A 23,182-nucleotide genomic window follows, 5' to 3' on the forward strand; every position below is an offset into this window, starting at 1 on the left:
AAGGTGGCGACGGCGGCCGGGCCGCTGGTCAGGCCGACACCGCCCGGCACGACGAAGGTCGAGTTGTTGGAGCGGCTGCTGGCGTCGAAGGCGTAGCCGGCGTTGATACCGAAATAGGCGCCGGTCCAGGTGAACACCGGCACGGGGGTGAACACCGGCGGCGGGGCGGCGCGACGCGGCAGGTCGGCCGCGAAGGCGGATCCGGCGAGGGCGACGCCCGCGAAGGCGGTGGTGGCGCGAAGCAGGGATTTCATCATCTGGTCCTCACTGGTGGCCCCGCACCGGCCTCACAGGACCGACACGGAACACGGATCTGGTTGTCGTCCAGCGGTTCCAGGGCGCTTTGCGCTCTGCGGTATTGCCGACCGCTCATCGCGGCCCCTTTTGGCAATCCGCCGTTTTTCCCCGGCACCTTGTGCGTCTAAACGCGCCCGAATGGTCAAGGTTCGCTTACGGTCACGCTTTTTTTCGGCGCCACGGTTTGACAAAGTGTCGCACCCCCTGGTCAGCAACGGCCGCGCTTGAGCATTCGACCGGGGTTACGGCGTCAGCGCGATGGCCGAGATCAGCCGTCCGTAATCGGTTTCGCCGCGGTGGGTGGTCCGGCGGTAGCTGTAGAAGCGCTCCGGGTCGACATAGGTGCAGAGGCCGAGCATCGCGGCCTCGCCGATGTCCGCCTCGCCGAGCCGGGCCAGGATGAAGCCCGGGAGATCGAACTGCGCGTGGCCCTCCCGGACGCCCGGCCCGAGAAACCGTTCCATGCCGGGGGCCTCTGCGCGGAAGCGTGCGACAAAATCCGGACCGACCTCGTAGGAGGCTTGGCCGATGGTCGGCCCGAGCACGGCCACGATCCGCCGCCGCCGCGCACCCAGCGCCTCCATGGCCTGCACCGTCGCGTCGATCACGCCGCTGAGCGCGCCCTTCCAGCCGGCATGGGCGGCTCCCACCACGCCGTTCTCGGGATCGGCGAACAGGATCGGCCCGCAATCGGCGGTGGCGATGCCCAAGGCGAGGCCGGGCACCCGCGTCACCATGGCGTCGGCCTTCGGTCGATCCGCGGCGGGGAACGGCGCCTCGACCGTGACTACCGCGGCGGAATGGACCTGATACAGGCTGACCAGCCGGTCCGGCGGCAGGCCGAGCTGGGCGCACATCCGCGTCCGGTTCTCGGCGACGCGCTCCGGGACATCCTGCGAGCCGAGGCCGCCGTTGAGCGTGGCATAGACGCCCTCCGACACGCCGCCCGCCCGGGTGAAGAAGGCGTGACGCACACCGGCGTGCGAGGAGAGTTCCGGCGCCTCGATAAACATGCCTGCGGTCACGGTCGGCTCCCTGGCGATCCTGATGTCACGCTCGATACCGGAATGGCCGCCCCTTGACGATGTCGTGGAACCGTCAGATTCTTGCTGCATTGCAGCATGAGTCCGGGTCCCGGATTCATTCCGAGAAGGATCGCAATGTCACGACGGAACGAGAACGACTCCCCGATCGAGACCAAAGCGCAGGAAGCTCCGGAGCACCGGAGCCAGAGCGCGGCCGAGCAGCCCGCCGAGCGTGAGCCCGGCGCCTTCGACCCCTCCGATCCGAACCCGCCCGCGCCTCCGACACCGCGGGCGCCGAGCGCCTCCGACGCGGGGTTCGGTTCGTTCGGTTGATCACATCCCGAGCCGCCGCCCGGAGGCCGAAGCGTCAGGCTTCGGGAAATCCGGGCAGCGGCCCGAGATCCCGGCCGCTCACGGCCAGGACCTTGAACAGGCTGCCCATCCCCTCTCGGCTCGCATCCGTGAGCCGTTGAACGGCGGCATCGATCGCCGCGGCCTGAGCCGCGGTGGCGCGGGTCTTGAGGCGCTCGGCCCGCGCGTTCAGACCGAGGGCGAGCAGGAAGTCCCGCTGCGCCAATGGACCGTGGACCATCGCACCCTCCGCCTGGGCGGCCTTCGCCAGGGCGGCGAAATCGACATGGTGCGTGAGATCCGCCTCGCCCGGCGCCGCCAGCGGGTCGGCGAAGCGATGCCCCGCCAGGGCCTGGAGCGTATCGCCGAAGCCCGGCCGGACGTGGCCGTAATCGATCGCCAGCAGCGCACCGCCGGCTTCGCGCAGGCGCCGAGCCAGCTGCCGCATCAGCGCGAGGCCGACTGCCGGCACGCTCATCAATGCGCCTTCCGGCCCGTCGGCGTCGAGCCCCAAGGTCGCTTCCGGGGCGAGCCCGAAGACGAGATCGCCCTCGGGCCCCAGCCCAACCTGGCGCTCGTGCCAGCCGGTGGCACGGCGCTCGAACTGGCGCACCGGCAGGCAGTCGAAGAACTCGTTGGCCAGGAGGATCGCCGGGCCTTCGGGCAAGGTCTCGAGTCCCGCATGCCAGGTCGCGCCGGTGCCCGTCAGGGCTCGCTCCTGCACGGCCCGCAGGATGGGGCTGGTCTCGACGAGATGCGGCCTCACCCGGGCGTCCGGGGCCGCTGCCCGCAGCGCACGCAGGGCGTCCGCCATCAGCGTGCCCCGGCCGGGACCGAGTTCCACCAGGACCAGCGGGTTCGGCCGGCCCATCCGACCGTGGACGTAGCCCGTCCAGGCGCCGAGCAGCTCGCCGAACATCTGGCTGATCTCGGGCGCCGTGGTGAAGTCGCCCTGCGCCCCGAGCGGATCGCGGGTGCGGTAGTAACCGTGGACCGGGTGGCCGAGGCAGAGCGCCATGTAGCGGTCGATGCCGATCGGCCCGCCATGCCGGATCATAGCCGCGATTTCGGCTCCGAGCAGTGTCACGCCTTCGCGGGCGCCTCGCGCGCCGCCTCCTGCGGATCGGACGCAGCGACTGGATTGCGCGGACGGGTCCGCCCGGTCCCAGCGAGCACGATGTAGGTCAGCCCGACGATCATCATCGGCACGCAGAGCAGCATGCCCATGGTCACGCCGCCGCCCATCGGCCCGAGATGGTCGCCGAACAGGAATCCGAGCTGCCGATCCGGCTCGCGGAAGAACTCGCAGACTGTCCGGGCCAGGGCGTAGCCGAGGACGAAGATGCCGCCGAGCAATCCGGGCTTGCGGAAGCCGAACCGGCGGACGGCGAGCGCCATGACGATGAACAGCACCAAGCCTTCGGTGACCGCCTCGTAGAGCTGGCTCGGATGGCGCGGCAGCGGCCCGCCGGTGGGGAACACGATCGCGTAAGGGAAATCCGGCGCGACCCGGCCCCAGAGCTCGCCGTTCACGAAATTCGCGATCCGCCCGAAGAACAGGCCGATCGGTACGACCACGGCACCGATATCGAGCAGGGTGTAGCCGTTGAGCTTCTTGGCGCGGGCGAACAGCAGGAAGGCCAGGATCGCGCCCAGGAAGCCACCGTGAAACGACATGCCGCCGTTGCGGATCGCCAGGATCTCCATCGGGTCGGCGAGATACATGGGCAGGTTGTAGAACAGGACGTAGCCGATCCGCCCGCCCAGCACGACGCCGAGCGCCACCCAGACGACCAGATCGTCGATGTCGACCACCTGCGGGCGCTTGACCACACCCCACAGGCCGTCGGCCATGACGAGGCGGCGCGCGTAATACCACCCGCCGATCAGGCCGGCGATGTAGGCGAGCGCGTACCATTTGATGGTGATCGGCCCGATCGCGAGCGCCACCGGATCGATGGCCGGAAAGGGCAGGGCGAGGAGCGGCATCGGTCTGGCCTCCGGGGCGGCCGGATTGGACGCCGGAGGGGCAGCGCGTCAAGTGCGCGGGATCTACCAGATCCGCGGGACGGTGCCGTCGAAGGCCGTGTCCGCGGAGATCAACGGGTAGCCGTAGTGGAGCGCCGTGGCCGCCAGGAGCCGGTCGAAGGGATCGCGATGGCTCCGGCGCATCAGGCCGGCGGAGAGACAGATCGCGGGTTCAAGTGGGGCGACCTGTCCGCCTTGTTGGTTGAGCAACGCGACCAGTCGATCGACATGGGCGGCCATCTCTGGCCATTTGCCCACCCGGACCTTCTGGGCGATCTCGAAAAACGAGACAGGACTGACCGTCACCGAACCGGCTGCCGCGATGGCATTCCGTGCACCTGCCGACAGGCGCGGATCGGCCGTCAGGCTCCAGGCCCAGCTATGTGTGTCGAGCAGGACGGCATTCACCGTTCGCCTTCCCAGAGGGCAAGATCGTCATCCGGCATCGGTTCGAGCCAGTTTGGTCCTGTCCCGAGCGTCTGGTGCGCAAGGATGCCGATTCGGAATGGCGACGCGGCGATCGGGACGATCCGTGCGATCGGCACGTCGTCGCGCGCCAGCACGACTTCCTCGCCGCCCGAGGCGACCTCGATCAGTCGGGGCAACTGACCTTCCGCGGCTTCGACACTGATGCGCATGGCGGCGATCGCTCTCAGAATCTGAAGTTCGGAGCCTATCCACTCTGCAGGCATGGGCAAGCCGGCATGTCCGGGCATGCGATCCACCGGCGAGATCCCCTTCAGGCATTTCGGAACAGGAACCCGTGCCCGTCCGGCCCTGCACAATAGGCCGTTGAACCATCCTCGGACCTGTGCGGCGCGAATCCGGCCCCACGCAGCGCCTGCAGCAGGCATTCCATGTCTTCCACCGCGAAGACAAAGCGGGTCGAGGCCCGGTCGGCCGGGCCGAACAGAGCGGGGCATGCTGGTCGGGAGTTCGGCCTTCGGTAATGCAGCAGCTCGACATGCGGCGCGGGTGCGGGCGGTTCGAGCGCGAGCACGTCGACGTCCGGATCGTCGAGCCCGTCGAGCCGTGCCTGTTCGGAACCCCGGTTCAGCCCGGTTTGCGCGACCGTGAGGCCGAGGGGGCCGGTGAGGAACGCCAGGGCCGCCTCGAGAGCGGTGACGGTGATCGCCGAGTGGTCGATGCCGAGGAACAGGCCCGGCGCGTCGCGCCAGCGCTCCGCCGGCGGGCCGTCGGGAAAAAAGATCAGCTCCAGCGGGTGACCGTCCGGGTCGCGGAACTTGTAGGCGGTGACGCCGCCGGAGGAGGCCGGCAGGACCTGCGCGCCGCCGCGGCTGATCGGCGTCGGCCCGAGCCGGGCGAGCCGCGCCATCGCGGCCGCCATGTCACGCACCGGGATCGCGAGGTGCTGGAAGAACGGATCGGTCGCGGCCGGATCGGCGGGGTAGGGCGCGCCGGGTGGATCGACGGACAGGAAGGTCACGATCTGGCCGCCGAGCTGCAGGCGCAGCTGCCTCGCCTGCCGCCCCGCGAGTCCCATCGCCTCGGCTTCCGCGTCCGGTACCGGCTCGGGCGGGGCGACGCGTTGGAAATCGAGGCCGTCGCGGTAGAAGGCTTCCGTGACGGCGAGGTCGGCGACGGTGCGGCCGAAGCCGGCGATGGCCCGGACGCCGCTCACAGCAGCCGCGCCCCGCGCACGTTGGTGTAGATCGCGTAGAGCGTGTGCGAGGCGCACAGGAACAGGCGGCTGTCGTTGCGGCCCCCGAAGGTGAGGTTCGCCACCGGGGAGGGCACCAGGAACTTGCCGAGCAGCTCGCCACCGGGATCGAGGCAGTGGACGCCGTCGCCGGCGCTCGACCAGAGGTTGCCGTGCTCGTCGCAGCGGATCCCGTCGGCGTTGCCCGGCGCGATCTTGCAGAACACCGTCCCTCCGGACAGGCGGCCATCCTCGGCGACGTCGAACACGCGCACGTGCTGGATCGGATCGGCGGCGAATTGCAGCCCGGTCTCGACGACGTAGAGTTTTCGCTCGTCGGGGGAGAAGCACAGGCCGTTCGGCCCCTGGAAGTCGTCCGCGACCACGCGCAGCGCGCCGTCGCGCGGATCGAACCGGTAGAGCGCGGCCGGCAGCTCGGAGTCCTGCTTGCCGCCCTCGTAATCGGTCTGGATGCCGTAGGGCGGGTCCGAGAACCAGATCGTGCCGTCGGACTTGCAGACGATGTCGTTGGGCGAGTTCAGCCGCCGGCCCTGGTAGTGCTCGACCAGGCTGGTGATGCGGCCGTCGAGCTCGGTCCGATGGATGCGCCGGCCGCGATGCGAACACGAGAGGAGCCGGCCCTGGCGGTCCCGGGCGTGGCCGTTCTCGAAGTCGCTGTCCTCACGATAGACGCTGAGGCCGCCGGGATCGGTCCAGCGCATCACCCGGTTGTTCGGCAGATCCGAAAACAGCAGTTCGTTGCGGTCGCCGAAGAACACCGGCCCTTCGGTCCAGCGGAAGCCCTCGGCGAGCTTTTCCAGCGGCGCGTTCGGCAGCACATACGCCTTGAAGCGCGGCTGCGTCAGCTCGATCCCGTCCATGCCGCGGCCCCTACGTGAAGCGCCCGGGCTGGTTCACGGTGGGCTCGACCTGGAGGCCCGTGACGATCATCGTGCAGGGCTCGTCGCCCACGGTGCCCGAGAGGTGGCCCTTCTTGCCGTCGCGCGCCTTGGTGTTCTGGTCCTCGCCCATCATCAACTCGCCCGGGCCCATCTCGACCCTGTGGCCGTCCATGGTCTCCACGAACCAGCGGCCCGACAGGATCGCGATCCATTGCGGCCGCGGGTTCTCATGCCACTCGCCGACCCAGCCGACCGGAAGAACCGTGAAGGTCACCACCGAGGGCGCCGGGTCCATCTTGTCGTTCCATTGCGGCGCGGTCTCGGGATTGATCCCCTCGAACTTGAAACGCGCGAGGGAAAAGAGCTCCTGGCGGCTCACCCCCTCCGCGTCGGTATAGACGTGCCAGTACGGCATCTTCGGAGGGGTCGGCTCGCTCATCGTCGATCCTGCGCGGCGGAAAAAATCGTCTTCCGCACAACGGCCGGATCTGGTGTTGGTTCGCGGCGCCCCGGCGCCGACCACATTGATCCTAGCTCCGGCGAAAACCGGTCTCGCCGTCGCTCGGCGGCCAGGGGATCGGCCGGGTCATCAGGGTTGTGAAATCGTAGGGGCAAGCTGACGGAAAGGCCGCCTCGTCGAGCCCGGTCTCGCCAGCCGCCTCGATCCGCGCACGGTGATAGGCCCGCGCAACCAGCACCGCGATCTGAGGCTTGAGGCTCGGGCTGTCTTTGAGACGCTCAGCTACGATACTGCGCTGCGTCCGGATCGATGTCACCCAGCTGCGCGTCCGCCGGGCCGGCTGATGATCCCACTTCAGAAGGTGCAGCAGGATCACGCACAGAGCGCCGGTCAGCGCGTGACGTTCGCTGCGACCCACGTCCGCGATCTCGTCCGCAAGGTGCTCGACGTCGAGGCGCGCCCAGGCGCCCGCCTGCAGGAAATGCACCTGCTCCTGCGCCCAGGCATGAACGTCGTCCTCGTACCGCGTCGTCTTCAGCTTCTGCGGTGCGCGCTTCGGAGCTGTCACGACCGCCTCCTCGCAGCCGCCCATTCGCACGGGCGGCTCTGAGCCCTTGCTTCAACGCGCTCGCTGACGCCGAACCGGTATCCACTTCGGCGGCGAGCGCTCTAGCCTATCACATCTGCTCGGGCAGCCGCTCGCTCTGCGCCAAGTTCGAGAACCGGGTGATGTTGGCGTCGAACTGCAGCTCCACCGTTCCGGTCGGGCCGTGGCGCTGCTTGCCGAGGATCACTTCGGCCTTGCCGTGGACGCGGTTCATCTCCGCCTCCCAGGCGAAGAATTCTTCTGTGCCCTCGCGGGGCTTCTTGTTGTTGACGTAGTATTCCTCGCGGAACACGAACATCACCACGTCGGCATCCTGCTCGATCGAGCCGGATTCACGCAGATCCGAGAGCTGCGGGCGCTTGTCGTCGCGGTTCTCGACCTGACGGGAGAGCTGCGACAGGCCGATGATCGGCACCGCCAGCTCCTTGGCCAGCGCCTTCATGCCGGTGGTGATCTCGGTCATCTCCTGCACGCGGTTGTCGCTGCGCTTGCCGGAGCCGGAGAGCAGCTGCAGGTAGTCGACGATCAGCAGGTCGAGCCCCTTCTGGCGCTTCAGACGCCGGGCTCGGGCAGCGAGCTGGGCGATCGAGATGCCGCCGGTCTGGTCGATGTAGAACGGGATCGTCTGCATGTCCCGGGCGGCGTCGGTGATCTTGTAGAAATCCTCAGGCCGGATGTCGCCGCGGCGGATCTTGTACGAGGGCACGCCCGATTGCTCGGCGATGATACGGGTGGCGAGCTGCTCGGCCGACATTTCGAGGGAAAAGAACCCGACGATGCCGCCGTTGACGGTCTGCATCGTGCCGTCGGCCGCCTTCTCGCCGCGATACGCCTTGGCGATGTTGAAGGCGATGTTGGTCACCAGCGAAGTCTTGCCCATGGCCGGGCGGCCCGCGAGGATGATCAAGTCGGAGGGCTGCAGGCCGCCCATCTTGGCATCGAGGTCGGACAGGCCGGTGGCGATGCCCGAGAGCTTGCCGTCGCGCTGGTAGGCCTTGGCGGCCATATCGACCGCGGCGGTGAGCGCGTCGGAGAATTTCTGGAAGCCGCCGTCGTATTTCCCGGCCTCGGCCAGTTCGTAGAGGCGGCGCTCGGTCTCCTCGATCTGGTCGCGGGGCGCCTGCTCGACCGGCGCCTCGTAGGCGCCGTTCACCAAGTCCTCGCCGATGGTGATCAGGCGGCGGCGGATGGCGAGATCGTAGATCGTCCGGCCGTAGGCGCCGGCATTGATCACGGTAGTCGCATCGGCCGCCAGTCGGGCGAGATACTGCATCACCGTCTGGCCGCCGAAATCGGCGTCGCCCAGATAGGTCTTCATGGTGATGGGCGTGGCGAGCTTGCCGGCCCGGATCAGGGATGCCGCCACCGAAAAAATCTGCTGGTGGGCATCCTCCATGAAGTGCTCGGCCAGGAGGAAGTCCGACACCCGGTAATAGGCATCGTTGTTCACCAGGATGGCGCCGAGCAGCGCCTGCTCCGCATCGATGTTGTGCGGGGCGACGCGGTACTCGGCCTGGACCGCTTCCAGCTTGGCCGTGAGCGCATTGGGCAGGGCCATCGGCGGACGACTCCGAATCAAGCGCCGGGACGGGCGCACCAGGATCACACCGCGCGACCTTGGCTACGGTATGGTTGACCAAAGCTTAGCCGACGGCCGGTTCGTCCGGCCTCGGCCCGGACGAACGGACGCCCGCCGACTCTCACGAGGGGCGGGCGTCCATGCTGGAACAAAACTGGAACGTGTCAAGTCTCGGGGCGAAGGATCCCCAATCTTCACCGGTATACAGGGAGGTGGCCGACGCCATCCCGCGAGGGCCACAGGGCCCTCACGGAACGGCGCAAGCCAAGTCCCGAAATCAACCGCGGTCGTCGGCACCCTCGCCGGCATCGGCCAGCGCCGCGCCGACTTCCAGGCCGAGGTCGTCGAGGTTGAACGCCTCGCGCTCGGTGACCGACTCGCCGCGGGCCTGACGCTCGGCCTCTTCGGGGCTGCGGGCGACGTTGACCGTGACCTGGACCTCGACCTCGGGGTGCAGCACCACCGGCACGTTGTGCAGGCCGAGGGTCTTGATCGGCTGGTTCAGGATGAACTGGCCGCGATCGACCGTGAAGCCGTCCTTGGCCACCACCTCGGCGAGGTCGCGGGTGGAGACGGAGCCGTAGAGCACGCCGGACTCGCCCGACTGGCGGATCAGGACGAAGCTCTGGCCATTCAGCTTCTCGGCGACGGCCTCGGCGTCCTTCTTGCGGTCGAGGTTGCGGGCCTCGAGCTGGGCGCGCTGCGCCTCGAAGTGCTTCTTGTTGGATTCCGTCGCGCGCAGGGCTTTGCCGCGAGCGAGCAGGAAGTTGCGGGCGAAGCCCGGGCGGACGTTCACGGTCTCGCCCATCTGGCCGAGCTTGGCCACGCGCTCGAGCAGGATCACTTCCATCGTTTTTCTCCTTCAGTTGGTCGGCCTCGCGGGCCGGGGACTCACGGCGCCGGGGTGTCCTTGGGACGGCGGCGATCGAGGGCGGTGTCGGCCAGGCCGAACAGGGTGAGTGCCACCAGGGCGACGCCCTGGGTCACGAACAGGATCAGGTACATGCCGAACAGCATCAGCCCGCGCCCGGGCCGGCCGCGCGAGCGGTCGTGGAAGGCGGCGAGCCCCTGGAGCGCGAAGGCCGCGCTGAACGCGCCGACCAGGGCGACGCCGAACACGCCGACGAAGCCGGGGGCGAAGCACATCAGTACCGCCGCTGCCAGGGTCACCAGGGTCGTGCGCGGCATCGCGGTCGCCGGCAGGTCGGGCCAGGGCCGCGGCAGCCGGCCCGAGATCTTCACAATCCTGGCCGAGGCCCAGAGATAGAAGGTCAGGAGCAGCGCCAACCCGTTGGCCGCGAAGGCCGGGACGACCCGGGCCAGGGCGTCGGCAACCTCGGTTCGGGTCACCTCGGCGTCGTCGGTGCCGGGCTTCGGTGCCGGGTCCGGCGCCTCCTGCGGCCCGGACTCGCTCGCCTCGACCTGGGGCGTGTCAGCGCGGCTGTCCGTCGTCTGCGTTGCGGGGTCGCGTACCTGCACCAGCGTGCGGGCGAGACCGCGCAGCTGCGTGTCGAAGGCCGCGTGGTTCGGCGAGGACAGGACCGCGATGGCGATGAAGGCGAGGGCGGCGGTCGCGGCGGTCCAGCCGAGCAGGCGGCCGGTCGGATACCATTCGAGCCCCGACGGCGTCTCGCGGCCGAGCAGGGTCAGGTAGGCGAGCCACCAGGCGGGCAGGGCGATGTAGGCGGCGAAGGCGAGGCCCATGAAGGGCGCGATCACCAGGGCCAGCGCGAGGCTGCCGGCCGCCACCGCAGCGAGGGCGGCTTTGTGGCTCCAGCCGAGGCCGACGATGAGGATCGGCAGCGGCGCCACGAGGTAAAGCAGGATCGCCAGCGGGGTCGCCTTCAACAGCACTCCGAACAGGAGTGCGGAGACGAGGCCCGCGCCGATACCGATGCCGATATGCTGTGCCATGGGTTCCGCTGTCCCGCTGCCCATTCGGCAGGGTTAGAGGCGACGCTGCGCCCCAACGATCGAGCGATGCCGGATCGCTCTGTGAAGGCCGGCCCGGACGGATGCCGGGCCGGCCGCTCTCGAAAACCTACTTGATCACGTAGGGCAGCAGGCCGAGGAAGCGGGCGCGCTTGATCGCCTGGGCGAGCTCGCGCTGCTTCTTGGCCGAAACCGCGGTGATGCGGGACGGGACAATCTTGCCGCGCTCGGAGACGTAGCGGGACAGAAGCTTGACGTCCTTGTAGTCGATCTTCGGCGCGTTCGCGCCGGAGAACGGGCAGGTCTTGCGACGACGGAAGAAGGGACGGCGTCCGCCGCCCGCACCAGCACCAGCACCAAATGCCATGGCTCAGGCCTCCCCGCCGAAGTTGCGCTCGGGACGATCGCCACCGCGATCGCCACGGTCCGGACGGTCGCCGCCGAAGCCGCCGCCGCCACCGAAGCCATCATCGTCGCGACGCCGGCCGCGCTCGCGATCCTTGCGGTCGTCGCGGTCGCGCTTCTGCATCATCGCCGACGGCTCGGAATCGAGATCCTCGACCCGGACGGTCATGAAGCGCAGCACGTCCTCGGAGATCTGCATCTGGCGCTCCATCTCGGCGATGGCGGCCGGGGGGGCGTCGATGTTGAGGAGCGCGAAATGCGCCTTGCGGTTCTTCTTGATGCGGTAGGCCAGGGACTTCACGCCCCACATCTCGATCTTCTCGAGGCGGCCGCCGTTCTGCTCGATCACACCCTTGTAGGTGTCGATCATCGTCTCGACCTGCTGGGACGTCACGTCCTGCCGGGCCAAGAGCACGTGCTCGTAGAGAGGCATGTTCGGGCCTTTCAGTGTCAAAAGGAGCCCGGCCGCTGACAAGCGGCTGGTTCGGGCCGGTTCATTCGCGAGACGCTCGGCGCCAAGCCCTCCGAGCCGATTTTCAGGCCCGAGCGGTTGATCGAAGGCGGAGACACCGGACGACGGATCGATGAAGACCCTATGCCGCAAGCGGCACCATCCGTTCAGCCCCCGGCCGGAGCGAACGCGAGGGGCGGCGCATAATCGGTTTTTTCCGAACTGGCAAGACCGGAGGCCCACGACGGGTCCGTGAGCTGGCGCGTCTTGCCGGTGAAGCGCAACGCCAGCATATCGGCGCTTCGAGGGCGCCCGCCGGACCGCGGCGGCCCTGGGACGAATGAGCCCATGACATCCCAAAAGCAGCGCCTCGGCGTCAACATCGACCACGTCGCCACCGTGCGCAACGCCCGCGGCGAGCATTATCCCGACCCGGTGCGGGCGGCCCTGCTGGCGGTCGAGGCGGGGGCGGACGGAATCACCGCGCATCTGCGCGAGGATCGCCGCCACATCCGCGACACCGATATCACCGCGCTGAAGCGCGATCTTACCGTGCCGCTGAACTTCGAGATGGCGGCAACCGACGAGATGGTGGCGGTCGCCCTGGCGACCCGGCCGCACGCCGCCTGCCTGGTGCCGGAGAAGCGCGCGGAGCGCACCACCGAGGGCGGCCTCGATATCGTCGGCGGGCGCGATCACCTCGCCCCCCGCATTCGGGTACTGGCCGAGGCCGGCATCCGCGTGTCGCTGTTCGTCGAGCCGGAGCCCGCGATCATGGACGCCGCCCGGGCGCTCGGGGCGCCGGTGGTCGAGCTGCATACCGGCCGCTACTGCGAGGCCGCCATCGCGGGCGATGACGGGCGCGTCGCCCACGAGCTGGCGCGGATCACGCGGGCGGCCGAGCATGGCGCCGGGCTCGGGCTCGAGATCCATGCCGGGCATGGGCTCACGGTCGAGAGCGTCGGGCCGGTGGCGGCGCTGCCGCAGATCCGGGAGCTGAATATCGGCCACGCGCTGATTGCCGAGGCGATCTTCGTCGGGCTCGCCCAGGCCGTGCGGGACATGCGGTCCGCCATGGACCGCGCGCGGCGCCCATGATCATCGGCATCGGCTCGGACCTCTGCGACATCGACCGGATCGGGCGCACGCTGGCGCGCCACGGCGACCGCTTCACGCACCGGGTGTTCACGGATGGCGAGCGCGCGCGCTGCGACCGCCGCGCCGCGCGCGCACCGGGCTACGCCCGACGCTTCGCCGCCAAGGAGGCCTGCGCCAAGGCCCTGGGCACCGGTCTCAGCAACGGCGTGTTCTGGCGCGACATGGAGGTGGTGAACCTGCCCTCCGGCCAGCCGACCCTGCGGCTCTCCGGCGGCGCCGCGGCGCGCCTGGCCGAGATGCTGCCCCCGGGCCATGAGGGCCGGCTGCATGTGACTCTCACGGACGATCCGCCGATGGCTCAAGCCTTCGTGATCATCGAGGCGCTGCCGACGGCCCAAGCCGGTTGAGACCCCGGACGATGGATTAGGTCGCCACGCTCGCGCGTTGCGGGGGGCTCGCGCTTGGTCTAGACCCCCGCACCAGCGGACACGATTGCGGCGCATTCCTCGGGACAACCGCAGATCAGCCGCAAGCGGCGGGGCTCAGCCTCGCGGGCGGCTGGCGTATGATGCGGAAAATGGAATCCGGTTTTCCGAAGCCATCATGCGATAACGGAAGCGCCGGAGCACGCTCCGGCGACGGAATCTGAGTCTGAAGATGGAACGCGCACGCGTGGATCACGACGGCAAGCCGCTGATGAAACAGGCCGAGACCGGCACCTGGGCCAGCATCCGCGAGACCCTGAAGGTCGGCATCCAGGCGCTGCTGATCGCCCTCGTGGTGCGGACGCTGCTGTTCCAGCCGTTCAACATCCCGTCCGGATCGCTGGTGCCGACGCTGCTGATTGGCGACTACCTGTTCGTCTCGAAATATTCGTACGGATACTCGAAGTATTCGCTGCCGCTGTCGGAATACATCCCGATCCAAGCGGATGGGCGGGTCTGGGCGGCCGAGCCGAAGCGCGGCGACATCGCGGTGTTCAAGCTGCCCAAGGACAACGCGACCGACTACATCAAGCGCGTGATCGGCCTGCCGGGCGACAAGATCCAGATGATCGACGGCGTGCTCAACATCAACGGCAAGGCGGTCAAGCGCGAGCGGATCGCCGATTACGAGACGACCGATCCCTACGGCCAGGCGACCAAGGTCCCGCAATACATGGAGACGCTGCCCAACGGCGTCGTCCACCGGGTGATCGAGCGCGACGGCGACAACGGCTTCTGGGACAAGACCGAGCTGTATACCGTGCCGAGCGGGCACTTCTTCATGATGGGCGACAACCGCGACAACTCCACCGATTCGCGCGATCTGGCCAGTGTCGGCTACGTGCCCTTCGCCAACTTCGTCGGGCGTGCCGAGATGATCTTCTTCTCGATCGACGAGGGCACGCCGGCCTGGCAGCTCTGGAACTGGCCGGCCCATGTGCGCTGGTCGCGCCTGTTCTCGACCATCCATTGAACGGCCCGGACTTGGACGAGGCTGGACAGGCCCGACCGTCTTCCCGGGCACGCCGTTCCCACAAGCCCAGGCCGCCCCTCGGCGTCCTGGAGGAGCGGATCGGCCACAGCTTCGCCGACCAGACCCTGCTGACCCGGGCCCTGACCCATACCAGCAAGGCCACCGGCCGCGGCGGCAGCTACCAGCGCCTGGAATTCCTGGGCGACCGCGTGCTCGGTCTCGCGGTGGCGGACCGGCTCTACGGTGCCTTTTCCGACGCGGACGAGGGCGACCTGTCGCGCCGGCTCGCCGGCCTCGTGCGCCGGGAGACCTGCGCGGCCGTGGCCGCCTCCTGGGAGGTCGGGCCGCACCTGATCCTCGGGCAGGGCGAGGTCATGGGCGGCGGCCGGCGCAACCAGACGATCCTGGCCGACGTGTGCGAGGCGATCCTCGGAGCGGTCTACCTCGATGCCGGCTTCGATGCGGCCCGGGCGATCGTCGAGGCGCATTTCCACCCGACCGAGCCCCTGTCGGCCCATCGCGGCCGCGACGCGAAATCCGCCCTGCAGGAATGGGCGATGGGCCGGGGCCTGCCGATTCCCGCCTACGCGGTGGTCGAGCGCACCGGCCCGGATCATGCACCGCGCTTCCGCATTGCCGTACAGGTCGAGGGGCTCGAGCCGGGCCATGGCGAGGGCACCTCGAAGCGTGTCGCCGAGCAGGAGGCCGCCCGCGCGCTGTTGGAGCGCGAGGGAATCGGCACCGTCCCGGAGACGGGGCCGACGGAGACAGCATGACCGAACACGATCACGACGACGCACAGGACGACGGCTCCGCCGAGGGGCCGGCCCGGAAGGCCCCCACGGCGCTTCCCGGCACGCCCGCCGATGCGCGGGCGGGCTTCGTCGCGCTGATCGGCGTGCCGAATGCCGGCAAGTCGACGCTGCTCAACAACCTGGTCGGCACCAAGGTCTCGATCGTCTCGCGCAAGGTGCAGACGACCCGGGCGCTGGTGCGCGGTATCCTGATCGAGGGCTCGGCCCAGGTCATCCTGGTCGACACCCCCGGCATCTTCGCGCCGAAGCGCCGACTCGACCGGGCGATGGTCCATTCGGCCTGGAGCGGCGCCGCCGATGCGGACGCGGTCTGCCTGCTGGTCGACGCCCGCAAGGGCCTGGACGAGGAGGTCGAGGCGATCCTGAGCCGCCTCGGCGACGTGAAGCGCGAGAAGATGTTGATCCTCAACAAGATCGACCTGATCCCGCGCGAGCGGCTGCTCGATCTCGCCGCCAAGCTCAACGCGGCCTCGCCGTTTGCCGAGACCTTCATGATCTCGGCCCTCAAGGGCGACGGTGTCGGCGACCTACGCCGGGCGCTCGCCGCCCGGATGCCGGCCGGCCCGTGGCTTTACCCGGAGGATCAGGTTTCGGACGCGCCGCTGCGCATGCTCGCCGCCGAGATCACCCGGGAAAAGATCTACGACCGGCTCCACGAGGAGCTGCCCTACCGTTCCACGGTCGAGACCGACCAGTGGCAGATCCGGCCGGACGGCTCGGTGCGGATCGAGCAGACGATCTTCGTCGAGCGCGAGAGCCAGCGCTCGATCGTGCTCGGCAAGGGCGGCCAGACCATCAAGGCGATCGGCCAGGCGGCGCGGATCGGGATCTCCGAGGCGGCGGATGCCAAGGTCCACCTGTTCCTGCACGTGAAGGTGCGCGAGAACTGGGCCGACGACCCCGCCCGCTACCGCGAGATGGGGTTAGAGTTTCCGCGCGGTTGAATGGGGTTTCCAAAGGGCCTCGCCCTTTGGCGGGGTTCGGGGGCGGAGCCCCTGAGTGCCAAGAGCGAAGCTCTGCAGCAGGGCTCTGCCCTGCACCCGCAAAAGGTCGAAGACCTTTTGAAACCAGGATTTCAGGCGTCCGGGATATCCCAGCCAATCGAGCGGCGTAGGAAGGTCAGGCCGAGCGCCAGGAACGCGGCCGTCTCGGCGTTGTCCTTGCCGTAGCCATGGCCGCCGGACGCGGGCTCGTAGAAAGACGCGTCGTAGCCCAGGGCGTTCAGCTTCCGGGCCATCTTGCGGGCGTGGCCGGGATGCACCCGGTCGTCGCGGCGGCTGGTGGCGAGCAGGATCGGCGGGTAGGGCCGCCCTGCCTCGGCCGCATGGTAGGCCGAGATCGCGCCGAGGAACGCCCAGTCCTGCGGATCGTCCGGATCGCCGTATTCCGCGATCCAGCTCGCCCCGGCCAGGAGCTTGGTGTAGCGGCGCATGTCGATCAGCGGGATCGTGCAGAACAGCGCCCCGAACCGCTCCGGATACCGGGTCAGCATGTTGGCGATCAGCAGGCCGCCGTTCGATCCGCCCTCCGCGGCGATCCGGCCCGGCCGCGTCACGCCGCGCGCCACGAGGTCGGCCGCGACCGCGGCGAAGTCGTCATGGGCCCGGGCCTTGCCCTCCCGGCGCCCGGCATCGTGCCAGCGCGTGCCGAACTCGCCGCCGCCGCGGATATTGGCGACGACGCTCGTGCCGCCCCGCTCCAGCCAGAGCTTGCCCAGAACCGGCGCGTAGCTCGGCAGCAGCGGGATCCGGAAGCCGCCATAGGCCGTCATATGCACCGGAGCCTCGCCGGTCAGGCCCTCCGGCCCGGTCTGGACGTAGGGAACGCGGGTTCCGTCCGCCGAGATCGCCTCGTGGCGGGTCACGCGCAGGCCTCGCGCGTCGAAGGCCGGCGGTGTTTCGCGGAGAATTGCGGGTGCCCCGAGATCCGGCGCGATGCTGAGGAGCGTCGCGGGCGTCACCGGGTCGTGGACCATCGCCAGCAGGGCACCGTCCGCCTCCTCGGGGTCGCCGTCGAGGGGCCAGACGTTGACGCTGCCGAGCGTCGGCAGGCCGTCCAGCGGCCGCGTCGCCCAGGTCCCGCCGTCCGGCGTGCAGACCGTGTAGGTCGGGCGCAAGTCGTCGAGCGCATGCACGAACAGGCGCCCCGCCGACCAGAACAAGTCCTGGAGCGCCCGGCGCTCGTCCGGCCGCCACAGCACCGCGAAGTCGCGGCGTCCGGCCAGGAAGCCGGAGAGGGGCAAAGCCAGAACGGTATCGGTCGCGTGCTCGGTGCCGCCAGCGCGCCAGGGCCGGCGCGGTCGCACGGCGAGGTAATCCCGGTCGATCTGCACGTCCGCGTCCGTGGGCAGGTCGAGTTCCGTGTGCGGCCCCTTCCGGTCCCCGAGATGGATTTTTGTGTCGAAGAAACCGACCTGCTCGATGAAGACCAGCCGCTCGAGTCTGGTCTGCCGATCGACTGAGGCCCACGCCGCCATGCTGGTCTCGGGCACGGCGAACAGCACCGCGGCGGCCTGCGGATCCGATCCGCGCGGCAACACCCGGATCGTGCGCGGGTAACCCGCGCGCGTGGCCATGCCGTCGCCGTAGGCGCTCGACACCAGCAGCGTGTCGCGGTCGAGCCAGGCCGCCCCACCCTTCGCCTCGGGCAGGACGAAGCCGTCCGTCACGAAGCGGCGCTCGATCAGGTCGAATTCGCGCACGACCTTGGCGTCGCCGCCGCCCCGGCTGAGGGAGAGCAGGGCGCGGTCGTGGCCGTCCTTCAGGACCGAGGATCCGGCCCAGACCCAATCCTCGCCCTCCGCGGCAGCGAGGGCGTCGAGGTCGAGGAGGATGTCCCAGGCCGGGGATTCGGTCCGGAAGCTCGCCTCGTCGGTGCGTCGCCACAGGCCGCGCTGGTGCTCGGCATCCGTCCAGAAATTATACAGCCGCCCACCGCGGCGCGAGACGAACGGGATGCGGTCCGGCCGGTCCAGGATGGCGCGCGCCTCGTCGCGGTCGCGGGCGAAGGCGGCGTCGCCGTAGCGGGCCAGAGTCTCGGCATTGCGCGCTTCGACCCAGGCCAGCGCTTCCGGCCCGTCGATCTCCTCCAGCCAGAGGTGGGGATCGTCGTCCGGGTGCTGCAGGGACGGGCGCGGGTCGATCTGAGCGGTCATGGCAGACACGATAGACCCGCGTTGGGGGATTCGTGAACGGCCCTGGCTGCGTCAGGTTGGGCGCACGCATAGGTTGCTGGATTATGGCTCGGATTCCGGGCGGTGCGGATCCGGAGGCTGGGCTTTTGGGGCCATTCCGGTGTAACAGGCGACGTTCCCCCCGGATGATCCGAGTCGGGTGCGGGTTTCCCGCTCCGCCGTGGATTCGCGTTCCGATGCCGGCTCTCCAGATCCTGAATTGTTCATGCGCCACGCCGTTTACGGCCTGCCGCCGGTCGACCTCGCTGAGGTTCCCGGTGATGCCGTCCAGCTTTCTCCCTTGATCCCCGGCTCCGCCCGGCTCGAGGATTTGTCCGAAGGCAGCCTTGAGGCCGTGACCGTGCTGGCACCGCCCGGCACCGTCGAGCGGCGCTATGTGCTCGCTCATACGTTGCGGGCCCTCGTGCCCGGCGGCCGGATGATCGCGCTCGCCCCGAAGGATCGGGGCGGCACCCGGCTGGCCAAGGAACTGGCGGCCTTCGAATGCCACGCGGCTGACGAGCCGCGCCGCCACCACCGGATCTGCCGGCTCGTCCGCCCGCCCGTTCCAGCCGGGCTCACCACTGCGATCGACGAGGGCGGGCCGCGCCACGTCGACAATCTCGCCCTATGCACCCAGCCCGGAATCTTCTCCTGGGACCGGCTCGATCCCGGCACGGCGCTGCTCCTCGCCAATCTCCCGCCGCTGAAGGGGCGGGGGGCCGATCTCGGCTGCGGCCTCGGGATCCTGTCCCGGGCGATCCTGGGCTCGCCTGCGGTCACCGCGCTGACGCTGGTCGAGGTCGACCGCCGCGCCGTCGAGATGGCTCACCGCAACGTCGCCGATCCGCGGGCCACGATCGTCTGGGCCGACATCCGGGCGGCCGGCACGGTGCCGGGCAGCCTCGACTTCGTCGTGATGAACCCGCCGTTCCACGACGGCGGCACCGAGGATCAGGCGCTCGGCCGGACGTTCATCGCCCGGGCCGCCGAGGCTTTGCGCAAGGGCGGCACGCTGTGGCTCGTGGCCAACGCGCATCTGCCCTACGAGACCGCCCTGTCGGCGGCCTTTCGCGACGTCTCAGTCACGGTGCAGGCCGGGGGCTACCGGGTCTACGAGGCGCGCAAATGACGGCCGCGAAGTCCGTCCGCCTCGACAAGCTGCTCGCCAATCTCGGCTACGGGTCGCGCCGCGAGATCCAGGGTCTGGCCCGGGCCGGTGCGATCCTGTTGGACGGCGCGGAGGTGGTGGATGCCGGCGACCGGATCGCCCTCGACCCCGATCTCCCGAGCCGGCTGACGATCGACGGCGCGCCGGTCGATCCGCTGCCCGGCCTGTGCCTGATGCTGCACAAGCCGCTCGGCGTGACCTGCTCGCACAAGGAGGCCGGTCCGCTGGTCTACGGCCTGCTGCCCGAGCGCTGGCGCCGGCGCGACCCGCCGCTCTCTACGGTGGGACGCCTCGACAAGGAGACCTCTGGCCTGCTGCTGCTCACCGACGACGGCGCGCTGCTGCACCGGATCATCGCCCCCAAGGCGAACGTGGCGAAGCGCTACCGAGTCGCTCTTGACCGGCCGCTCGACGGCACCGAGGCGGCAACCTTCGCGTCCGGGACGCTGATGCTGGAGGGCGAGGAGCGTCCCTTGCTACCAGTGCAGCTGGAGTTGGAGGATCCCACCCATTGCGCGGTGACGCTGACCGAGGGTCGCTACCATCAGGTCCGCCGGATGTTCGCGGCGATCGGCAACCATGTCGTGGCGCTGCATCGGGACCGGGTCGGCGGGCTCGACCTGCCGGCGGACCTGCCGGCCGGGGGATACCGGGTGATGACCGAGGCGGATGTTGCGGCGGTGTTCGCGGGCGCGTGACGCGCGGGGATCGTGGGCGACCCTCCGGTGGAGCGATCAGGCGAAGGCGACCACGGCCCCGATGATCGCCAGCGTCTGAAAGCCGATCAATCCGGCGACCCAGCGCACGATCTCGGCCCGGGTCTCCGCCAGTTCGGCGCGCAGATCCGCCTTGGTGGCGTGATCGCCCCGGAGCACTTCAGCCACGGCGTCGGCCAGAGCCTCGGCCTGCCCAGGTAAAAACTTGGCCTTGTCCCGGAGCGTCCGGGCGAATGTCAGCGTATCGAATGCTACGGCGGCCATGCCGGGTCTTATCGGTGTCCAGGGCACCGGGTTGCAAGCTCTGACGGCTGGCTACCTCCACTCGAATCCTTGCGTCCGGCTCCGGGCTCTGCTAAGCGCCCGCCCATCCCACACGCGGAGCCGGCCTCATGCCTGAATGAGGCGTCTTCCGGTGGCCGTCCGAATTTTCGGGCGGCTGCATCCCTCCGCGGCGGATCCAACCGGAGAATACAAAGATATGGCCGTCGATTTCTCTATGCGTCAGCTCCTCGAGGCCGGCGCCCATTTCGGTCACCAGTCGCACCGCTGGAACCCGAAGATGCAGCCGTACATCTTCGGCACCCGCAACAACATCCACATCATCGACCTGGCCCAGACCGTGCCGGCGCTGCACACGGCCCTGCAGGCGGTGAGCGACACCGTCGCCAAGGGCGGCCGCGTGCTGTTCGTCGGCACCAAGCGCCAGGCGGCCGACACGATCGCCGACGCCGCCAAGCGCTCGGCCCAGTACTACGTCAACTCCCGCTGGCTGGGCGGCATGCTCACCAACTGGAAGACCATTTCGGGCTCGATCTCGCGCCTGCGCAAGGTCACCGAGACGCTGGAGACCGGCGGCCCGGGCCTGACCAAGAAGGAGCGCCTGATGCTGTCCCGTGAGAAGGACAAGCTCGAGAAGGCGCTGGGCGGCATCAAGGATATGGGCGGTGTGCCCGACCTGCTGTTCGTGATCGACACCAACAAGGAGCAGCTGGCGATCAAGGAGGCGAACCGCCTCGGGATCCCGGTGGCCGCGATCGTCGACACCAACTGCAACCCGGACGGCATCACCCACATCGTCCCGGCCAACGACGATGCCGGCCGCGCCATCGCGCTCTACTGCGACCTCATCGCCAAGGCCGCCATCGACGGCATCTCGCGGGCGCAAGGGTCGTCGGGTGTCGATCTCGGCGCCTCCGAGGAGCCGCAGGCCGAGGAGCTGCCGGCCAACGACGACGCGGCCGTCACGGTCGAGTCCGATGCGCTCGATCCCGCCGACGTGGCGATGCTCGCCGAGACCACCGAGCATTTCGAGCTGCTCGCCGCTCCGCGCGGCGCGCCGGACGACCTGACCAAGCTGCACGGCGCCGGCCCGCAGATCGTGCAGAAGCTCAACGATGCCGGCATCTACCATTACTGGCAGATCGCCGCGATGACCCCGGACGAGGTCGCTAAGGTCGATTCCGACCTGAAGCTCAACGGTCGCATCGACCGCGATTCGTGGGTTTCGCAGGCCCGCGGCTTCGTCGAGGCCGCCGCCGCGGTCTGAGCCTCCCGGATCTCGCGGCGCCCCGTCATCCGGGCGTCGCGAATTCAGCCATATCGGGCCCGGCCGCTCACCCGCGTGCCGGGCCTCTCTCATCCAGACCACACGAAAGGGACCGCCATGGCCAACATCACCGCCGCGATGGTGAAAGAGCTCCGGGAGAAGACCGGCGCGGGCATGATGGACTGCAAGGGCGCGCTCAACGAGACGCAGGGCGACATCGAGGCGGCCATCGACTGGCTGCGCAAGAAGGGCCTCGCCAAGGCCGCCAAGAAGGCCGGCCGCGTCGCCGCCGAGGGCCTGGTCGCCGTCGAGTCGGCCGGCCGCCACGCCGCGATCGTCGAGGTGAATTCCGAGACCGACTTCGTCGCCCGCAACGACGCCTTCCAGGCCTTCGCCCGCGAGGCCGCCAAGATCGCCCTCGACACCGACGGTACGCTGGAGGGCCTCCAATCCGCGAAGTTCCCGGGCGCCACCGAGACCGTCTCGGAGGCGCTGCAGAGCCTGATCGCCACCATCGGCGAGAACATGAACCTGCGCCGGGTCGCCAAGCTCGAGGTCAAGAAGGGCGTCATCGCCTCCTACGTCCACAGCCAGATCGCCGACGGTCTCGGCAAGATCGGCGTGCTCGTGGCGCTCGAGTCCGAGGGCGATGTCGACGCCCTGTCGGCCCTCGGCCGCCAGATCGCCATGCACGTCGCCGCCACCAACCCGGTGGCGCTCGATGCCTCGGGCGTGGACGCCGCGACCCTGGAGCGCGAGTCGAACATCCTGCGCGAGAAGAACGCCGGCAAGCCGGACCACGTGCTCGCCAAGATCGTCGAGAGCGGCCTGAAGAGCTACTACAAGGAGGTCACCCTCCTGGAGCAGCCTTTCGTGCATGACGGCTCGAAGACGGTCAGCCAGGTGCTCAAGGAAGCCGCTGGCAAGGTCGGAGGTCCCGTCACCCTGACCGCGTTCGTCCGCTACGCCCTGGGCGAGGGCATCGAGAAGGAAGACGGCCCGGACTTCGCCACCGAAGTCGCCCAGCAGGCCGGCCGCGCCTGATTCTTTCGGGTCTTCTGGTTCGAGACTTTCAAGACCCCGTCCGGCGCGAGCCGGGCGGGGTTTTCTTTTGCATCGTGACGACGGCGTCGGCGAGAGGGTAGGAGACTGGATGGGAGCGGCGGGTTGGATGGAGCCTGGTCAGACGGAAGCCCGCCTCATCGAGACGATCTGTGTCGATCACACCCCTCAGGATGCAGCGCGGATCCCCTTTCCCGTGGGGGCTAACGGATTCCCACATCGCGTCTCGCCAGTGAGCACTGGAAACGCCGCGCGTTTTCTCCTCCCCCTTGCGGGGAGGGGGCAGGGGTGGGGGTGGTGCAGGATTAGGTGCAACGGTGCCTTCTGAGCCACCCCCACCTTCAACTCCTCCCCGCAAGGGGGAGGAGAGAGCGCCGCGCCATTCGCCGTGCAATGTGTGAACATCGTAGCCCACGCGGGCGGGGGGCTTCGCTTCGCGAACTC

27 protein-coding genes and 1 pseudogene are annotated in these 23,182 nt (G+C 69.2%); 10 read left to right on the top strand and 18 right to left on the bottom strand.

Annotated elements, in window-relative coordinates; genetic code table 11:
- Nucleotides 1-254: pseudogene (locus tag MKL09_RS23270) on the bottom strand (porin family protein); the annotation flags it as partial.
- A 285-nt stretch (nt 255-539) separates the two neighbouring features.
- Nucleotides 540-1,310, bottom strand: a complete 771-nt coding sequence (gene pgeF, locus MKL09_RS23275) for a peptidoglycan editing factor PgeF (RefSeq protein WP_244024217.1) — start codon at nt 1,308-1,310, stop codon at nt 540-542.
- A 147-nt stretch (nt 1,311-1,457) separates the two neighbouring features.
- Here pgeF and MKL09_RS23280 point away from each other — a divergent pair, with 147 nt between their 5' ends.
- Entirely contained in the window at nt 1,458-1,655 is a 198-nt protein-coding gene (locus tag MKL09_RS23280; protein ID WP_244024151.1) for a fibronectin-attachment protein (FAP), read from the top strand.
- A gap of 34 nt (nt 1,656-1,689) precedes the next feature.
- Here MKL09_RS23280 and MKL09_RS23285 read toward each other — a convergent pair whose 3' ends face one another.
- The 14 genes from MKL09_RS23285 to MKL09_RS32095 all read right to left on the bottom strand — a co-directional run bounded on the left by MKL09_RS23285 (nt 1,690) and on the right by MKL09_RS32095 (nt 11,990).
- Entirely contained in the window at nt 1,690-2,730 is a 1,041-nt protein-coding gene (locus MKL09_RS23285; protein WP_244024153.1) for a class I SAM-dependent methyltransferase, read from the bottom strand.
- A gap of 26 nt (nt 2,731-2,756) precedes the next feature.
- The gene (gene lgt, locus MKL09_RS23290; protein WP_244024155.1) at nt 2,757-3,662 is read right to left on the bottom strand and encodes a prolipoprotein diacylglyceryl transferase; all 906 of its coding nucleotides are present in this window, start codon (nt 3,660-3,662) and stop codon (nt 2,757-2,759) included.
- Between the two features lie 63 nt (nt 3,663-3,725).
- Complete coding sequence (locus tag MKL09_RS23295; RefSeq protein ID WP_244024157.1) at nt 3,726-4,109, bottom strand: type II toxin-antitoxin system VapC family toxin; 384 nt, start codon at nt 4,107-4,109, stop codon at nt 3,726-3,728.
- The gene (locus MKL09_RS23300; RefSeq protein WP_244024159.1) at nt 4,106-4,426 is read right to left on the bottom strand and encodes a type II toxin-antitoxin system Phd/YefM family antitoxin; all 321 of its coding nucleotides are present in this window, start codon (nt 4,424-4,426) and stop codon (nt 4,106-4,108) included. The genes MKL09_RS23295 and MKL09_RS23300 overlap by 4 nt, the downstream gene beginning before the upstream one ends.
- A gap of 14 nt (nt 4,427-4,440) precedes the next feature.
- The gene (locus tag MKL09_RS23305; protein ID WP_244024160.1) at nt 4,441-5,343 is read right to left on the bottom strand and encodes a VOC family protein; all 903 of its coding nucleotides are present in this window, start codon (nt 5,341-5,343) and stop codon (nt 4,441-4,443) included.
- Complete coding sequence (locus tag MKL09_RS23310) at nt 5,340-6,242, bottom strand: SMP-30/gluconolactonase/LRE family protein (RefSeq protein WP_244024162.1); 903 nt, start codon at nt 6,240-6,242, stop codon at nt 5,340-5,342. Before MKL09_RS23310 ends, MKL09_RS23305 begins: the two co-directional genes overlap by 4 nt.
- Nucleotides 6,243-6,252: 10 nt before the next feature.
- Nucleotides 6,253-6,702 carry a cupin domain-containing protein gene (locus MKL09_RS23315; protein ID WP_244024164.1) on the bottom strand — a complete coding sequence of 150 codons (450 nt, stop codon included), beginning with the start codon at nt 6,700-6,702 and terminating at the stop codon, nt 6,253-6,255.
- A gap of 91 nt (nt 6,703-6,793) precedes the next feature.
- Nucleotides 6,794-7,291, bottom strand: a complete 498-nt coding sequence (locus MKL09_RS23320) for a DUF29 domain-containing protein (RefSeq protein WP_244024166.1) — start codon at nt 7,289-7,291, stop codon at nt 6,794-6,796.
- A 109-nt stretch (nt 7,292-7,400) separates the two neighbouring features.
- Nucleotides 7,401-8,888, bottom strand: coding sequence for a replicative DNA helicase (locus MKL09_RS23325; protein WP_058194725.1), 1,488 nt, complete (start codon nt 8,886-8,888; stop codon nt 7,401-7,403).
- Nucleotides 8,889-9,186: 298 nt separating this feature from the next.
- Nucleotides 9,187-9,759 (bottom strand): 50S ribosomal protein L9, encoded by a 573-nt coding sequence (rplI, locus tag MKL09_RS23330; RefSeq protein ID WP_243965212.1) that lies wholly within the window; start codon nt 9,757-9,759, stop codon nt 9,187-9,189.
- 41 nt (nt 9,760-9,800) lie between these two features.
- Complete coding sequence (locus MKL09_RS23335) at nt 9,801-10,823, bottom strand: hypothetical protein (protein WP_244024168.1); 1,023 nt, start codon at nt 10,821-10,823, stop codon at nt 9,801-9,803.
- A gap of 127 nt (nt 10,824-10,950) precedes the next feature.
- On the bottom strand, nt 10,951-11,208 hold the full coding sequence (gene rpsR, locus MKL09_RS23340) for a 30S ribosomal protein S18 (RefSeq protein ID WP_091712669.1): 258 nt from the start codon (nt 11,206-11,208) through the stop codon (nt 10,951-10,953).
- Between the two features lie 3 nt (nt 11,209-11,211).
- Nucleotides 11,212-11,679 (bottom strand): 30S ribosomal protein S6, encoded by a 468-nt coding sequence (gene rpsF / locus MKL09_RS23345; protein WP_244024170.1) that lies wholly within the window; start codon nt 11,677-11,679, stop codon nt 11,212-11,214.
- A 185-nt stretch (nt 11,680-11,864) separates the two neighbouring features.
- On the bottom strand, nt 11,865-11,990 hold the full coding sequence (locus tag MKL09_RS32095; protein ID WP_279606078.1) for a hypothetical protein: 126 nt from the start codon (nt 11,988-11,990) through the stop codon (nt 11,865-11,867).
- Nucleotides 11,991-12,045: 55 nt separating this feature from the next.
- Here MKL09_RS32095 and MKL09_RS23350 point away from each other — a divergent pair, with 55 nt between their 5' ends.
- From MKL09_RS23350 to era, 5 genes are all read left to right on the top strand, one after another.
- Nucleotides 12,046-12,795, top strand: a complete 750-nt coding sequence (locus MKL09_RS23350; RefSeq protein WP_244024172.1) for a pyridoxine 5'-phosphate synthase — start codon at nt 12,046-12,048, stop codon at nt 12,793-12,795.
- Nucleotides 12,792-13,202, top strand: a complete 411-nt coding sequence (acpS, locus tag MKL09_RS23355) for a holo-ACP synthase (RefSeq protein ID WP_244024174.1) — start codon at nt 12,792-12,794, stop codon at nt 13,200-13,202. Before MKL09_RS23350 ends, acpS begins: the two co-directional genes overlap by 4 nt.
- A gap of 250 nt (nt 13,203-13,452) precedes the next feature.
- A complete protein-coding gene (lepB, locus tag MKL09_RS23360) occupies nt 13,453-14,253 on the top strand; it encodes a signal peptidase I (RefSeq protein ID WP_058194718.1) in 801 nt (266 codons plus the stop codon).
- Nucleotides 14,250-15,029 carry a ribonuclease III gene (gene rnc, locus MKL09_RS23365; RefSeq protein WP_409566973.1) on the top strand — a complete coding sequence of 260 codons (780 nt, stop codon included), beginning with the start codon at nt 14,250-14,252 and terminating at the stop codon, nt 15,027-15,029. The genes lepB and rnc overlap by 4 nt, the downstream gene beginning before the upstream one ends.
- Nucleotides 15,026-16,012, top strand: a complete 987-nt coding sequence (era, locus tag MKL09_RS23370) for a GTPase Era (RefSeq protein WP_244024176.1) — start codon at nt 15,026-15,028, stop codon at nt 16,010-16,012. Before rnc ends, era begins: the two co-directional genes overlap by 4 nt.
- A gap of 131 nt (nt 16,013-16,143) precedes the next feature.
- On the opposite strand, the gene MKL09_RS23375 is transcribed toward era, so the two are convergent.
- Nucleotides 16,144-18,222: a prolyl oligopeptidase family serine peptidase gene (locus MKL09_RS23375; protein ID WP_244024178.1), complete on the bottom strand. Its 2,079-nt coding sequence runs from the start codon at nt 18,220-18,222 to the stop codon at nt 16,144-16,146.
- 244 nt (nt 18,223-18,466) lie between these two features.
- On the opposite strand from MKL09_RS23375, the gene MKL09_RS23380 reads away from it, so the two are divergent.
- Nucleotides 18,467-19,372: a class I SAM-dependent methyltransferase gene (locus MKL09_RS23380; protein ID WP_244024180.1), complete on the top strand. Its 906-nt coding sequence runs from the start codon at nt 18,467-18,469 to the stop codon at nt 19,370-19,372.
- Nucleotides 19,369-20,109: a pseudouridine synthase gene (locus MKL09_RS23385; RefSeq protein ID WP_244024182.1), complete on the top strand. Its 741-nt coding sequence runs from the start codon at nt 19,369-19,371 to the stop codon at nt 20,107-20,109. Before MKL09_RS23380 ends, MKL09_RS23385 begins: the two co-directional genes overlap by 4 nt.
- 36 nt (nt 20,110-20,145) lie before the next feature.
- Here the strand turns inward: MKL09_RS23385 and MKL09_RS23390 are convergent, their stop codons facing one another.
- Entirely contained in the window at nt 20,146-20,391 is a 246-nt protein-coding gene (locus tag MKL09_RS23390) for a hypothetical protein (protein ID WP_244024184.1), read from the bottom strand.
- Nucleotides 20,392-20,608: 217 nt separating this feature from the next.
- On the opposite strand from MKL09_RS23390, the gene MKL09_RS23395 reads away from it, so the two are divergent.
- Nucleotides 20,609-21,676, top strand: a complete 1,068-nt coding sequence (locus MKL09_RS23395) for a 30S ribosomal protein S2 (RefSeq protein ID WP_244024186.1) — start codon at nt 20,609-20,611, stop codon at nt 21,674-21,676.
- A 117-nt stretch (nt 21,677-21,793) separates the two neighbouring features.
- The gene (gene tsf, locus MKL09_RS23400) at nt 21,794-22,720 is read left to right on the top strand and encodes a translation elongation factor Ts (RefSeq protein WP_244024188.1); all 927 of its coding nucleotides are present in this window, start codon (nt 21,794-21,796) and stop codon (nt 22,718-22,720) included.
- Nucleotides 22,721-23,182: the final 462 nt, after the last annotated feature.

The organism is Methylobacterium sp. J-048, from assembly GCF_022829515.1.
Lineage (GTDB): Bacteria > Pseudomonadota > Alphaproteobacteria > Rhizobiales > Beijerinckiaceae > Methylobacterium.

What these genes read in the sequence shown, in the direction of transcription:
- pgeF (WP_244024217.1), bottom strand. Translation starts at nt 1,310, where the DNA reads ATGTTTATCGAGGCGCCGGAACTCTCCTCGCACGCCGGTGTGCGTCAC.
- MKL09_RS23280 (WP_244024151.1), top strand. Translation starts at nt 1,458, where the DNA reads ATGTCACGACGGAACGAGAACGACTCCCCGATCGAGACCAAAGCGCAG.
- MKL09_RS23285 (WP_244024153.1), bottom strand. Translation starts at nt 2,730, where the DNA reads ATGATCCGGCATGGCGGGCCGATCGGCATCGACCGCTACATGGCGCTC.
- lgt (WP_244024155.1), bottom strand. Translation starts at nt 3,662, where the DNA reads ATGCCGCTCCTCGCCCTGCCCTTTCCGGCCATCGATCCGGTGGCGCTC.
- MKL09_RS23310 (WP_244024162.1), bottom strand. Translation starts at nt 6,242, where the DNA reads ATGGACGGGATCGAGCTGACGCAGCCGCGCTTCAAGGCGTATGTGCTG.
- MKL09_RS23315 (WP_244024164.1), bottom strand. Translation starts at nt 6,702, where the DNA reads ATGAGCGAGCCGACCCCTCCGAAGATGCCGTACTGGCACGTCTATACC.
- MKL09_RS23325 (WP_058194725.1), bottom strand. Translation starts at nt 8,888, where the DNA reads ATGGCCCTGCCCAATGCGCTCACGGCCAAGCTGGAAGCGGTCCAGGCC.
- rplI (WP_243965212.1), bottom strand. Translation starts at nt 9,759, where the DNA reads ATGGAAGTGATCCTGCTCGAGCGCGTGGCCAAGCTCGGCCAGATGGGC.
- MKL09_RS23335 (WP_244024168.1), bottom strand. Translation starts at nt 10,823, where the DNA reads ATGGCACAGCATATCGGCATCGGTATCGGCGCGGGCCTCGTCTCCGCA.
- rpsR (WP_091712669.1), bottom strand. Translation starts at nt 11,208, where the DNA reads ATGGCATTTGGTGCTGGTGCTGGTGCGGGCGGCGGACGCCGTCCCTTC.
- rpsF (WP_244024170.1), bottom strand. Translation starts at nt 11,679, where the DNA reads ATGCCTCTCTACGAGCACGTGCTCTTGGCCCGGCAGGACGTGACGTCC.
- MKL09_RS32095 (WP_279606078.1), bottom strand. Translation starts at nt 11,990, where the DNA reads ATGCTGGCGTTGCGCTTCACCGGCAAGACGCGCCAGCTCACGGACCCG.
- MKL09_RS23350 (WP_244024172.1), top strand. Translation starts at nt 12,046, where the DNA reads ATGACATCCCAAAAGCAGCGCCTCGGCGTCAACATCGACCACGTCGCC.
- acpS (WP_244024174.1), top strand. Translation starts at nt 12,792, where the DNA reads ATGATCATCGGCATCGGCTCGGACCTCTGCGACATCGACCGGATCGGG.
- lepB (WP_058194718.1), top strand. Translation starts at nt 13,453, where the DNA reads ATGGAACGCGCACGCGTGGATCACGACGGCAAGCCGCTGATGAAACAG.
- era (WP_244024176.1), top strand. Translation starts at nt 15,026, where the DNA reads ATGACCGAACACGATCACGACGACGCACAGGACGACGGCTCCGCCGAG.
- MKL09_RS23375 (WP_244024178.1), bottom strand. Translation starts at nt 18,222, where the DNA reads ATGACCGCTCAGATCGACCCGCGCCCGTCCCTGCAGCACCCGGACGAC.
- MKL09_RS23380 (WP_244024180.1), top strand. Translation starts at nt 18,467, where the DNA reads ATGCGCCACGCCGTTTACGGCCTGCCGCCGGTCGACCTCGCTGAGGTT.
- MKL09_RS23385 (WP_244024182.1), top strand. Translation starts at nt 19,369, where the DNA reads ATGACGGCCGCGAAGTCCGTCCGCCTCGACAAGCTGCTCGCCAATCTC.
- MKL09_RS23390 (WP_244024184.1), bottom strand. Translation starts at nt 20,391, where the DNA reads ATGGCCGCCGTAGCATTCGATACGCTGACATTCGCCCGGACGCTCCGG.
- MKL09_RS23395 (WP_244024186.1), top strand. Translation starts at nt 20,609, where the DNA reads ATGGCCGTCGATTTCTCTATGCGTCAGCTCCTCGAGGCCGGCGCCCAT.
- tsf (WP_244024188.1), top strand. Translation starts at nt 21,794, where the DNA reads ATGGCCAACATCACCGCCGCGATGGTGAAAGAGCTCCGGGAGAAGACC.